Origin of the sequence: Austwickia chelonae, assembly GCF_003391095.1 — a bacterium.
GTDB classification, from domain to species: domain Bacteria; phylum Actinomycetota; class Actinomycetes; order Actinomycetales; family Dermatophilaceae; genus Austwickia; species Austwickia chelonae_A.
In genome coordinates, this window is sequence record NZ_CP031447.1 from 3,615,783 (window position 1) to 3,628,119 (window position 12,337).

A 12,337-nucleotide genomic window follows, 5' to 3' on the forward strand; every position below is an offset into this window, starting at 1 on the left:
CACCAAGGAGGCGCCGTGCAGGACATAGCTCCCGGTCGCACCATCGGCGGCCGGTACACCCTCAACGAGCGTCGGCTAGCCTCCGCCGACGGAGTCGAGGCATGGAGCGCCACCGACACCACTCTCCAAGCAGAGATCACGGTGACCCTGTTTTCCTCGGCGTCGAAGACCTCGGCAGCGGTCTTGGACGCTGCTCGCCGAGCCGCTCATGTCCAGGACCATCGGCTGGTCCGCATCCTCGACGTCGGTAGCGCTGAGAATCTCTCCTGGATCGTCGAGGAGCACCATGAGAGTGCCCGAACCCTCATCGAAATCGTTGAGGAACGTCCACTGAACGGTGAGGAAGCCCGCACCGTCCTAGGAGAGGCCGCTTCCTGCCTGGCCACTGCAGCCCGCCGTGGCATGCACCACTTGCGACTCACTCCCTACTCTGTGCTGATCACCCAGGACGGTGATGTGAAGCTCACCGGGTTGGGCACCGTCCTGGCTCTTGAAGGAGAAGAGGAGCCTCCGCGGCATCGAGCTGAGCTGCTCGACACCCTGGGCTTGCTCGGGATCGCCTACTACTCGCTGACGACGCGCTGGCCTTTCCCCAAGGAGGTCCCCGGCATCTTGCCCGCGCCCCGGGTGGTCGGCGGAGTACCGGCTCCATCAGAGATCGCAGCCGGCGTCCCGGCCGACCTCGACATGCTGTGTCGCAAGGCCCTGAACGGTCATGCTGGGCCGAAGAGCCCCGGTCAGTTGGCGCAGGAAGTCCTTCCGTGGCAGCCCTCGTTAAGAGGAGATCGCTCCGCACCCTCTCCTGCGCCCTTGATGGAGCCCGGGAAAAAACCCGTGACATCGAAGGAGCGCCCATCGGATCCTGCTGAGCAGACCCCTGAGGACACCGGTGCGATGACACAGCCTCTGCGGAAGTCGGCTGTCGCGAAAGCAGCGACCATGGCTAAAGCTGTCGGCGCCGGTGCGGCTATGGCTTCCGTCTCTGCCGACAGCGCTGCGGGTAGCGGAACCGGCCATGACCAGCGCACCCGACCTCTGGTGAAGCGCAAAACTGCACAGGTCAAAGAGCTTCTCACCCAGCCACTGGCGAAGCGCAAAGCTCCGCTCCCCCAAGAAGGGACTCAGCCCCTGGCCTCATCCGAGGCCAAGCAGCCATCGACTGCTGCTGAATCGCAGACGTCAGCGGGGAACAAGACTGCTCCTGATGCCAAATCACCCGAATTGCAAGGCGGACAGGGGTCGGCATCAGTTGCAGGCTCCAGTTCTGCATCCTCAGCGAAAGATTCCCGTAGCGACGAGAAGAAAGCCACTGCGGCGAACAGCACCGACGACAAGAAGGCGAAGCTCGGCACCTTTGCGCGTGCAGCAGCTGACAAGGCCCAGCTGAAGCGGGAGAGCATGTCGGCGCGGCTAGCCGCGGAACGTGCCGCGCAGAACCGTCCTCACAAGGCCGTACACCTGTCCGACATCCCTGATTCAGACGTCGGTTTCGAGTCCCCTGCGCCGTTGATCCAGGTTGATCCAGACGAGAAGCCCGGCACACACTCCAGACTGGTGCTGGGAGTCATCTCGGCAGTCTGCGTCATCGCCTTCCTTCTTGCCATGGTCGTCGTGATCAGTGGGATCGACAGCTTGACCAGTAAAGATGCCAAAGCGGGCCCTGGTGGTTCTCCTTCGACGTCCACGAGCTCGTCTGCTTCACCGTCTCCGAGCACGTCATCCGAAACACCTCGCACACCGATTCGGATCAGGGACGGCGTGGCTGTCGACCCTGATGGTGACGGCCATGAGAATGACAGCCAGATCCCTCGAGCCTTTGACGGGGATGCACAGACAAAGTGGCAATCGGAAAGATACAACTCTGATCCCAACTGGGGCGGCAGCAAAGGTGTTGGAGTTGCTTTCCGCCTCACCTCACCCAAAGCCCTCAAAAAGGTCAACCTGACCTTCGGGCAGGTAGGGCAGACCGGAAGCGTCTATGTGGGCTCTCGACCACAGATCTCATCAGCCACCAAGGTGGGAGAGTTCAAAGAAGCCACTGGCCTGACCGAAGTAGAACTGAGCAATGCCACTGAATCCCAGTACGTCATCGTCTGGTTCACCAAGGCCACCAGGGACAGCGGAGGTTTCAGAGTCTCACTTCACGAGATCGTCCCCATGGGATGAGCTCTTCGCTCCTGGACGTGGTGAACGCCTCAGACCATGATCTGCTCAGCGCACATGGTGCGGGGCACCCTGAAGCTTTCGCCGAGCTGTTCCGTCGACACCAGGACCGGATGTGGGCGGTGGCCCTGCGGACCACTGGCGATCGGGAGATGGCAGCGGATGCAGTCCAGGAAGCCTTCCTGTCGGCTTTCCGCAAAGCTGGCTCCTTCCGTGGCGACTCACAAGTCACGACCTGGCTGCACCGAATCGTGATCAATACCTGTCTGGACCGCCTACGCAGAATCCGCCCGACAACAGATCTGGATGATGTTCCGGTGACCCTGTTAGCGGAGTCGGGCCGATACACCGAATCTGTCGATACCGCGTTGATGGTGCAGGCTGCATTGCGCACGCTGCCGGACGGGCAGCGAGCAGCTCTGGTGCTTGTCGACATGCATGGGCTGTCTGTGGCCGAGGCCGCTCACATTCTGGATGTGGCGGAGGGAACCGTGAAATCTCGGTGCGCTCGAGGTCGAACGGCGCTGTCAGCCGTACTGAGTGCTTCTTCCCCGGATAGGAATTCCTCGTAGAGCAATGCTGAAGAGGCTCACGTGGGATACGGGGCGCCTGTGGAACGGAACCAACCTTCCTCATGAAACGTCGAAAAGACTGAACACCTACCGCCGTGAGCAACTCCTACGGCGCTTCCCTTCAGCGCATGTCAACGATCAGAGGTGACTGTGACCGGCTCAGATGCGCCCGACAGGCGCCGCAACCGTGAAGAGGACCCTACCGGCGTCCACGACTTATTGTCGTCGCTTCCTGAGCCTGGGCCGATGCCCCCGGACTTAGTGGAACGAATCAATGCCTCTTTACGACAAGAGGCCGAGTTGCGGAAGAAATCCGAAGGCGATGTAACTTACGCACTTTTCGCAGGACGAACGAACCGCCCCCACCGTGGCCGCTCCTTGCAGGTGGCTGCAGCAGCAGCGGTCTTCCTGACCGCTAGTGCCGCAGCTGTGGCAGGGTTGGGCGGCTCGGGCGAAGGCCTGGTCGGAATGTTGAGCTCCCCCCTACAGAAGCCCTCGACGTCGGCGGAGTCCTCTCCCACGAGCGACGCGAAGTCTTTCGCCGGAAACCATGACACCGTTGGTCGGGACAACAGGTCAACTGTTCGAGGTACTCCCTCTTTTCATATGAACACCGAAGGTTATTCGGCACGTGATCTTCTCGACCAGGCCAGAAATCTCTCGAAGGAACGCACCGGGGAGATGTCCGGCGGCGCCCCTGAGTCCCCACATATCGGTCCGATCGGCACCCCGCTGGGTCTCTCCTCCTGTTTGAAAGCGTTGGGCTTGCCGGGGGACAGTCAAGCGATCGTGGACATCTCCACCTACGAGGGAAAGCCGTCAGCTGTCATCGTCACCCGGATCGGTGATCACCATCAGGTCCACGTAGTGAAACGTAGCTGTTCCGAGGGGTCTCCCGAGCTAATGGTTGGCCCTTACGCCTTCTGAGGAGAAGATCAGATAAATTGTCTTCTTGGACAATCAAATTCACAAACCCTCGGGGTACTCACGAACCCTACTTCCCCGCCAGGGTGTGACCATTCGGAGTCTTACGCCTGGAATGATGGGGGTCCGGACTGCGTTGCACACGGCCAGTGACGGTTCAGCACTCGACCCGAGGGAACCTTGACAGCAAGGAGCAGCATGAGCACCACGGACGTGCGCAATGTCATCATCATCGGTTCCGGACCCGCGGGATACACCGCTGCGGTCTACGCAGCCAGGGCCAACCTCAACCCTCTCGTCTTCACCGGTTCGGTCACCGCTGGCGGCGCCCTGATGAACACCACCGAGGTGGAGAACTTCCCTGGGTTCCCCGAAGGCATCATGGGACCTGACCTGATGGACAACATGCGTGCGCAGGCGGAACGTTTCGGCGCCGAGCTCGTAGCCGACGATGTCATGTCGGTAGACCTCACCGGAGCGATCAAGACGGTGACCGATGGTTCTGGAACAACCCATCAGGCCCACGCCGTGATCCTCGCGATGGGGTCGGCATATCGTGAGCTCGGACTTCCCGACGAAAAACGACTTTCCGGGCGTGGAGTCAGCTGGTGCGCGACCTGTGACGGGTTCTTCTTCCGTAACCAGGACATCGTGGTCGTCGGGGGTGGCGACTCCGCTGTCGAAGAGGCCACCTTCCTGACGAAGTTCGCACGTTCGGTGACACTCGTTCACCGCCGCGACGAATTGCGAGCCAGCAAAATCATGGCCGAACGCGCGCACAGCAACGAGAAGGTTAAATTCGCATGGAACTCCCAGGTCGTGGGAATCCAAGGCGAGGACAAGGTCACTGGAATTATCCTGCAAGACACGCAAACCGAAGAGCAGCGGTCCATTGAGGCCACCGGTGTCTTCATCGCCATCGGCCACGACCCTCGGAACGAGTTGGTACGGGGCCAGGTTGAACTCGACGACGAAGGCTACGTCCGGTGCATCGAACGCAGCAGCCGCACCAATCTGACCGGTGTCTTCGCTTGCGGAGATCTCGTCGACCACACTTACCGTCAGGCCATCACTGCTGCAGGATCCGGATGCGCTGCAGCTCTGGATGCAGAACGCTACCTGGCTTCGTTGGAGGGCTGACGGATTTACTCACCGAAAGGTGACCACCTCTTCGAGGTTCGGAATCAACCGTCTCTCGACTCCCGACCGACATTCTCAGATCTGAGATGAACTGACGAAAGGACTCCGACTCATGGGAGCTGTGCGCGCTACCTCTGACGCCACCTTCTTCGAGGACGTACTGAGCAGCGATAAGCCGGTACTCGTTGACTTCTGGGCCGAGTGGTGCGGCCCGTGCCGCAAGGTCGCTCCGATCCTCGACGAGATCGCTGCGGAACATGGCGACAAGCTCACGATTGTGAAGCTGGACATCGAGGCCAACCAGGAAACCGCTGCACAGTACGGCATCGTCAGCATTCCGACGATGAACGTCTACTCCGGTGGCCAGGTCGTCAAGTCCATCACCGGAGCCAGGCCGAAGCCTATGCTGCTGAAAGAACTCGCAGAGTTCATCTGATTCGAAGCGCTGTGGTTCTGTGTCGAGCCTTCGACTCCAGGACCATCGCCTCGAGTCCCCAGAATGCGGACTTTGTCACCTCGTGAGGGGGCGTTGTTTCACGTGAAACAACGCCCCCTCACGAGTGTTCGGTGATTGTTCCCCAGAGGGTAGCGCCTGCATCAGCGTCTTTTCTCAATTTTCAGTGGAAGCAGGTTGTCGAAATCCCCAGCTCAGAATCTGAGGGAGCTCGCCCTCAGCCAATGCTTGAAATACCCGCCGTTCGTGCGGGACCACAGGGGCCGGAAGATCAGTCAGATTGGACCATCTAAATTCTGCTGTCTTCAGGGGTTCTCGCAGAGACAGCTCCCCTTCCCACCAGTCGCAGGCAAAGTAGACATCGACCCGCTGATTGATAGGTTGCGCATCCTCGTGTCGACGGTGCACCACCGTGAGTGGCACCAAATCTTCTTCGCGAATCGTGACGCCAAGCTCTTCTTCTGCTTCTCGGACTGCGGCCTCAAAGAAGGTCTCGCCGGCTTCAACATGCCCGGCAGCTCCACATGCCCAGTGACCATCCATGAATCCCGTTCCTTGCCGTAGCTGAAGAAGCACCTGTCGCTCCCCCTCAACTCGGCGTCGGAAAATCACGTACACAGCAGGGACCAGGGAGAAACGCACAGACTCCATGCACCCCACGCTATAGCCCGCCAGTCTCAGCAGCCCCTCCAAAGGCAACATGTCCCTATTTAGAGTCCGCCCGAGACTCTTCCTGTGCGCGGGTACAGTCCTAGTGGTTGAGAACCTCCATAATGCGATCGAGATCTTCCACGGAAGCAAACTCCACGGTGAGGCGCCCTTTACGCTTGCCCATGACCACGCTGACCCGAGTGTCCAGCCGACCGGATAAGACCGCTGCCACCTCTTCGCACCGACCGTCGGAGACAGGCCCGCTGCGTGTCCGTTTCTTCGGCGTAGGTTCATGTGCCAATGAACCGAGCGCAATAATCTCCTCGACGTTACGCACCGAAAGTCCTTCAGCAACGATGCGCTGAGCTAAACGCTCCATGGCTGCCGGTTCATTCAAGCCAAGAAGAGCTCTGGCATGGCCGGCGTTGAGGACTCCGGCCGCTACTCGACGGGCGACCAGGGGTGGCAACTTCAGCAAGCGCAAAGTATTCGTAATCTGTGGCCGAGATCGACCGATGCGTTGGGCCAGCTCCTCGTGCGTACACCCAAAATCATCCAAGAGCTGCTGATAGGCAGCAGCTTCCTCCAACGGATTGAGCTGGCTCCGGTGTAGGTTTTCGAGCAAAGCATCGCGGAGAAGGTCATCGTCTGTCGTTTCTCGGATGATCGCAGGGATACTGCGCTCACCAGCTTCCTGCGATGCTCGCCATCGGCGTTCTCCCATCACCAGCTCGAAATGTGCCTGGTCGCCCAGAAACTCATCGGTTCCTTGGGTAGGGGTTACCGGTCGAACAACCACAGGTTGGAGCACGCCAATTTCGCGAATACTGGCGACAAGCTCGTCCAACTCATCAGGGTCGAAAACGGTCCGCGGCTGACGCGGGTTGGGACGGATATCAGTCAAGAGAATCTCAGCGAAGTGAGCTCCCGGCACCTCGGCAAGGTCGTTGCCTGACCCTGCGGTACAGGCTCGTTGGCCCTCAGCGGAAGCTTTTCCTCCGGATGAACCCCGTGAAGCAGTGACAGGATGATGCTGCGATCTGCTCTCCGGAGCAGCTGTTGCGGCTGTTTCACGTGAAACATTCGGATGCCTGGCGTCATCCACATCAGGACCCGGCCTTTCCGTTGCTTCAGGTCCAGTAGGAATGAGTGCACCCAGGCCTCGCCCCAGACCGCGCCGCCGCTCACCAGACATCTTCGACCTCCATCATCGCGATCTCCGCCGCTGCGTCAGCATAAGACAGTGCTGCGGTGCTAGCAGGGTCATAGGACATCACCGTCAGACCATGGCTTGGGGCCTCAGAGACTCGAACCGAACGCGGAACCCTGGTTTTGAGGACCTGATCGGGGAAATGATGACGCACTTCTTCAGCAACTTGGGCAGACAGCTTCGTTCGGGCGTCGTACATCGTCAGCAGGATGGCAGACAAGTGCAGTTCAGGGTTGAGGTGTTTCTGGATCATCTCGATGTTCTTCAGGAGCATCGAGAGCCCCTCCAGCGCGTAGTACTCACATTGAATCGGGATGAGAACCTCGTCACCGGCCACAAAAGCGTTGAGAGTAAGTAGACCCAGGCTCGGCGGGCAGTCGATCAACACAAAATCAGGGGCAAGAGTGCCACATTGGTCAAGGTAGTTGGCCAAGGCTTTCTTCAGCCTGGTCTCCCGAGCTACAAAGGAGATCAACTCGACCTCCGCACCAGCCAGGTCAATCGTCGCCGGCACGCAGGAAAGTCGCTCAATATCAGCGCACGGCTGGACGACCTCAGCGATGGGGATGTCGTCGATCAACACCTCGTAGATTCCCGGCGTACCTGGCCTGTGTGCGATCCCTAGCGCAGTACTCGCATTTCCTTGTGGGTCGCTGTCGATGACAAGTACGCGTAGACCTGCTAACGCCAATGCAGCAGCCATATTGACTGCAGTCGTGGTCTTTCCCACGCCGCCTTTCTGATTGGCGATAGTCATGACACGAGGCTTGGTCGGACGCCTGAGCTGAACCTGCTGTTCTTCGCTACGTGTATTGCTGTCAGCGGAGACGGATGCACCCGGTGCGTCCGTGATGTTCCCCTTGTTGTCAGTATGCATATTTCGTCTCATTACCTGTCTGCGGCGCTCTTCTCACGAGCGTTGAGCTGGGCTTAGCCCGGTCGACTCCTGACCGAGCGTAACCCTCACCGTGTCCTTGTGGAACCAAGGAGTCCGGGCGCGCCCAATCATCAGCCCTGGGAAAAGGTTCTGTTTCACGTGAAACAACCGCAGTGATGAAGAGAGGAATCTGACAGACAACTCAGTCTGCTTCACGGATCAGTCGACCCAAACCGGGTGCGAAAACCTGCTCGCTCACGAACCCATCAACGATTCGGGCAGCGCCATATTGCATACTCGGCGGCCATGGATCATAGAGCGGACATGACATCATCAGTACAAGCAAGCATTCTACTGAAACCGATCAGGAGGAGTGCCGCCTACGCTCTCGGCCGGTCTTGCCCGAGGTGCTCCCCATTCCCCGCTTTGCGCGCGAAGACATCCGTTTGGCCTTCGCTCCCCGCGCGCCCTTCGGGCCCAGGGTCAAGGAGGCCACTGTAGTCGGCGGGTCAACCACTCCAACACCTGCTGTGACGATATCAGCGCCGATGAACCCTAATTTTTGCAAAGCAGGCATGTCTTGATGAAGCTCTTCGGCCACCGAGGCACCCTTCAGAGCCATAAGCTTCCCACCCGGCTCCAGAAGGGGCGCGCACCACGTACCAAGATTGACCAGACGCGAAACAGCGCGAGCTGTGACGAACGAGGCAAGAAGATCACCGTGGAAGACCTCCGCTTTGCCCCTGCGGATCTCCACAGTCTCCAGCCCTAACGCGGCAACGGTCTCCTCCAACCACACCGTACGGCGCAGAAGAGGTTCGACCAACACGATCCGGATATCCGGTCTGGCTATGGCTAGAGGGATCCCCGGAAGCCCTGCCCCTGAACCGACATCGATCACTGTCGCACCGTCTGGGATGAGCTCACCCACAACGCCGCAGTTGAGAACATGCCGTTCCCAGAGCCGAGGCACCTCACGAGGTCCGATCAATCCGTGCCGGACTCCGCTGTCTGCCAACCTTTCGACATAGGTGCGAGCTAGCGAAAGCCTGTCTTGGAAGCAGTCAGCGGCACCCGGAGGTGCTTCAGGTATCTCACTCAGCAGTTCATCCGCAGAAGCGAGATCCACCTTCGGCGAGTCGGACACGACGGTTCCCTGCCGAGTTTCAGTTGGGGTACACCACGACAAAACGGCGCGGTTCAACGCCGTCTGACTCGCTCACCAGGCCGGAGGCAAGAACCTCATCATGGACGACCTTGCGCTCAAAAGCTGTCATCGGGTGCAGCGCAACCTTGTCCGCACCATTACGCACCTTCGCGATGGCTTCACGAGCTTCGCCCAGCACCAGGCGACGGCGCCCAGCACGATGGCCCGCCACATCCAACATCAGCCGGGACCGGTCACCGGTCGATGCCTGCACCGCCAGCCTGGTCAGCTCCTGGAGTGCTTCCAAGACCTGGCCCTCGGTACCGACCAGGCGACGCGGAACCCGTCCGTCCTCCGAGTCCACGATAGCCACAGCGGCCCGGTCGCCATCGACGTCCACATCGATATCGCCGTCGAGATCAGCGATGTCCAGAAGCCTTTCAAGGAAATCGGCGGCGACCTCGCCTTCTCGCTCTAGCTGCATCGCGCGTTCCTTTGTCAGAGGTTTGGCCGCGCGTCCAGAGGCTCCATTCGTCACGGTGGGTTCTTCGTCACGCTCATTGCGTGTGGCAACGACTGTGTCGTTCTCGCGGCTGGCGACCTGCTGCTCCGTCATGTGAATTCTCCTGAGGCTACGCGAATTTGGTATGTCCGCGGGGGTTCTGAGTAGCTCATGACATTGACCCGGGCTCCGGCTCTGCCGAGCAGTGAGATCGACGAAAGCGATGCCCCATGCCGTCGGCTGGTTAGCGCTTCTTCTTGCGTCGTACCGGCTGCTGACGCTGGCCGGAGAGTTTCTTCAGGTTGTCCTGTACAGCCGACTCGCTCTGCTCCTCCGAGGAATCTCCGTTGTGGAGGCCCGGCAGCGAGAAAGACTTGTGCTCTTTGCCTGCACGACGGCGGCGCTCGGCCAGATCCTTCTCGGCCTGGCTGCCAGGAGCAGGCATCCGCTTGATGACGTAGTACTGCTGACCTGCGGTCCACAGGTTAGTGACCAGCCAGTAGATAAGAACGCCGATCGGGAAGTTGATACCGGAGACCGCAAAGATGATCGGCATCAGGTAGAGCAAGATCTTCTGCTGTTGCGCGAAGGGGTTGTCCAGCGCAGAGGCCGGCATGTTCTTCCGCATCAGCTGGTGCTGCGTCCAGAAAGTCGTCGCCGACATCAAGATGATCATGATGACGGTGAGGATTTTCGCCTCGGTCGACCCAGAGTAAAGGAAGGTGCTGCTCAGCGGAGCGCCGAAAATCGTCGAGCTGTCTGCTTGCTTGGCAAGGGCAGCCGTGAGCGGACCTGCGGCATGGACCCCACTCTGTGGGTCGGCCACCCTACCGAGGTTGTTGAGCACGCTGAACAGTGCGAAAAAGATCGGCATCTGCAGCAAGATCGGCATACACGAGCTGAAGGGGTTCGTCCCGGTGCGCTTGTACAACGCCATCGTCTCTTCGTTGCGCGCACGCACGGAGTCCGGGTCGGTCTTGCCCTTGTACTTGTTGTTGATCTTCTGCACTTCAGGCTGGATGAGCTGCATCCGCCGGGAGGACTCGATCTGCTTCACGAACAACGGGATCAGCAGCACACGAACAAGAACCACGAGACCTGCAATCGAAGCAGACCAGGTCCATCCACTTGCAGCGGGCGCTCCGACAGCAGTGAACAAGGTGTGGAACCCGACGAGGATCCACTCGACAGCCCACCGAAGTGGCCAGAGCATCTGGTCATACCAAGACATCAGTGCATTCCTCGTCTCATGTGGGCACTTCGCCCAGTTCCTTCATCATCCGGCACTGATTTTCGTCCCGGATGACTTTCGCTGCTCACGCACGTGCAGGGAAAAACAGCCTGTTGCTCGCCGATGCCCTGCTGAACATCATCGCCCAACTGTGCCCATTCAGCTTCACGTCGTTCGGCCTGGGTCCGATGAGCTTCCCAATCCGGACGTCCATCGGACCTCCGGGGAGGAACATGATCCACCCCGCCTGCACACCACGGGTGACATCGCCCAAGCCTGCGCGCTCCCAGCCACGTGCCACGTAACACTCCGAAACGACGAAGTGACTCCAACGCATATGCCGAACAGCTTGGGTAGTACCGGCAAGACCTGGGCAGCAAAGGGGAGAGCAGCAATTGGTACGCGCGGACCAGCACTTCGAGCGGCCACGAGAACAACCGTGCGAGAAATCCTGGGCGCTCCACCGCTACCTGCTTCATCGAGTCAGTACCGAGGATATTTGACGATCGAGATCTCGTGCTAGCTGCTCGTAGGAAGCGTTGGCCGCGGTCGGCCTGGCTCTGATGACCAGATCGATTCCTGCGGGCAGCTCAGCGATGTGTGTCTTCATCAACGCTCTGACCCGACGCTTGGTTCGGTTACGGACCACGGCGTTTCCAACGGCTTTGGACACGACGAGACCGACGCGCGGCGGTGCCCCCGCTCGAGCGTCGGTCTTGGTCGCGTGCACCACAAGCCGCGGGCCGCCACTTCGACGGCTACGGACCGCTGCTGCAAAGTCCGCCTTGTCGCGAAGGCGGTGACGTGCAGGCAGCACGCCGCCTACGCTCAGGCCGAGAGTTCCGAGCGGCCCTTGCGACGACGCGCGGCAAGGATGGCACGCCCTGCGCGGGTCGCCATACGCTTACGGAAACCGTGCGTCTTGGCGCGACGACGGTTGTTGGGCTGGAAAGTGCGCTTGGTCACGATGGTCTCCGGTCACGAGCGGGTTTGACGGCCGGCCTCCTGGCCGCGATCGGACACCCACGCAACACCGATGACGAGACCAGAGCTCTTCATCTGGAGAGCCAGACCCTCACCACTGCGCATGGGCATGCGAAGACGGCCATGATTGGCCTATAGGGGAACGGTACTTGCCCAGCCGAACATGGGTCAAACCACAAAGTCCCCTAGACGTGATATGCAGGACATTCCTGTGTCCGAAACCTGTTGTCGTCTCTGTCCGGACCGCTGAGAGAAGTCCAGGAAGGTGACCGAAAAACTCACCATCGCTCTTCTTTAGAAGCACGCTTAACCTTCGGCATCTCGGTCTTCCCACGCGGGAAAGAACAGGTCAGAAGCCATACACATATGTTGATAAACCTGTGGACAACTCTGCGTCGTGCTGGTCTGCACAACTCTGTCGCGCGTACGATGACGGTCTGCCCCTATCCGGGTGCCATAGCGTCTACCAGCAGGGATACTCC

The 12,337-nt window shown here is 59.9% G+C and carries 14 protein-coding genes; 5 read left to right on the forward strand and 9 right to left on the reverse strand.

The features are described from left to right. Nucleotides 1–15: 15 nt before the first annotated feature. The 5 genes from DX923_RS15890 (at nt 16) to trxA (ending at nt 5,235) form a co-directional block, all read left to right on the forward strand. Nucleotides 16–2,166: a protein kinase family protein gene (locus tag DX923_RS15890; RefSeq protein WP_116116046.1), complete on the forward strand. Its 2,151-nt coding sequence runs from the start codon at nt 16–18 to the stop codon at nt 2,164–2,166. Beyond that, nucleotides 2,163–2,735 carry an RNA polymerase sigma factor SigM gene (sigM, locus tag DX923_RS15895; RefSeq protein ID WP_116116047.1) on the forward strand — a complete coding sequence of 191 codons (573 nt, stop codon included), beginning with the start codon at nt 2,163–2,165 and terminating at the stop codon, nt 2,733–2,735. Before DX923_RS15890 ends, sigM begins: the two co-directional genes overlap by 4 nt. Nucleotides 2,736–2,981: 246 nt before the next feature. Then, nucleotides 2,982–3,662, forward strand: coding sequence for a hypothetical protein (locus DX923_RS16440; RefSeq protein ID WP_162873081.1), 681 nt, complete (start codon nt 2,982–2,984; stop codon nt 3,660–3,662). Nucleotides 3,663–3,857: 195 nt separating this feature from the next. Beyond that, on the forward strand, nt 3,858–4,799 hold the full coding sequence (gene trxB / locus DX923_RS15905) for a thioredoxin-disulfide reductase (RefSeq protein ID WP_116116049.1): 942 nt from the start codon (nt 3,858–3,860) through the stop codon (nt 4,797–4,799). Between the two features lie 112 nt (nt 4,800–4,911). Further along, nucleotides 4,912–5,235, forward strand: a complete 324-nt coding sequence (trxA, locus tag DX923_RS15910; protein WP_006503815.1) for a thioredoxin — start codon at nt 4,912–4,914, stop codon at nt 5,233–5,235. Between the two features lie 174 nt (nt 5,236–5,409). On the opposite strand, the gene DX923_RS15915 is transcribed toward trxA, so the two are convergent. The 9 genes from DX923_RS15915 to rpmH form a co-directional block, all read right to left on the reverse strand. After that, nucleotides 5,410–5,955, reverse strand: coding sequence for an NUDIX domain-containing protein (locus DX923_RS15915; protein WP_346218088.1), 546 nt, complete (start codon nt 5,953–5,955; stop codon nt 5,410–5,412). A 49-nt stretch (nt 5,956–6,004) separates the two neighbouring features. Continuing rightward, nucleotides 6,005–7,099 carry a ParB/RepB/Spo0J family partition protein gene (locus tag DX923_RS15920; protein ID WP_116116050.1) on the reverse strand — a complete coding sequence of 365 codons (1,095 nt, stop codon included), beginning with the start codon at nt 7,097–7,099 and terminating at the stop codon, nt 6,005–6,007. Continuing rightward, complete coding sequence (locus DX923_RS15925) at nt 7,089–7,871, reverse strand: ParA family protein (RefSeq protein ID WP_346218089.1); 783 nt, start codon at nt 7,869–7,871, stop codon at nt 7,089–7,091. Before DX923_RS15925 ends, DX923_RS15920 begins: the two co-directional genes overlap by 11 nt. A 484-nt stretch (nt 7,872–8,355) precedes the next feature. After that, the gene (gene rsmG, locus DX923_RS15930) at nt 8,356–9,138 is read right to left on the reverse strand and encodes a 16S rRNA (guanine(527)-N(7))-methyltransferase RsmG (protein WP_116116052.1); all 783 of its coding nucleotides are present in this window, start codon (nt 9,136–9,138) and stop codon (nt 8,356–8,358) included. 19 nt (nt 9,139–9,157) lie between these two features. Continuing rightward, complete coding sequence (locus DX923_RS15935; RefSeq protein ID WP_116116053.1) at nt 9,158–9,754, reverse strand: protein jag; 597 nt, start codon at nt 9,752–9,754, stop codon at nt 9,158–9,160. Between the two features lie 130 nt (nt 9,755–9,884). Continuing rightward, entirely contained in the window at nt 9,885–10,871 is a 987-nt protein-coding gene (gene yidC / locus DX923_RS15940) for a membrane protein insertase YidC (protein WP_116116054.1), read from the reverse strand. Next, the gene (yidD, locus tag DX923_RS17040; RefSeq protein ID WP_116116055.1) at nt 10,871–11,350 is read right to left on the reverse strand and encodes a membrane protein insertion efficiency factor YidD; all 480 of its coding nucleotides are present in this window, start codon (nt 11,348–11,350) and stop codon (nt 10,871–10,873) included. The genes yidC and yidD overlap by 1 nt, the downstream gene beginning before the upstream one ends. After that, entirely contained in the window at nt 11,347–11,688 is a 342-nt protein-coding gene (rnpA, locus tag DX923_RS15950; protein ID WP_116116056.1) for a ribonuclease P protein component, read from the reverse strand. Before rnpA ends, yidD begins: the two co-directional genes overlap by 4 nt. Before the next feature lie 11 nt (nt 11,689–11,699). Next, complete coding sequence (gene rpmH, locus DX923_RS15955; protein ID WP_006503825.1) at nt 11,700–11,837, reverse strand: 50S ribosomal protein L34; 138 nt, start codon at nt 11,835–11,837, stop codon at nt 11,700–11,702. Nucleotides 11,838–12,337: the final 500 nt, after the last annotated feature.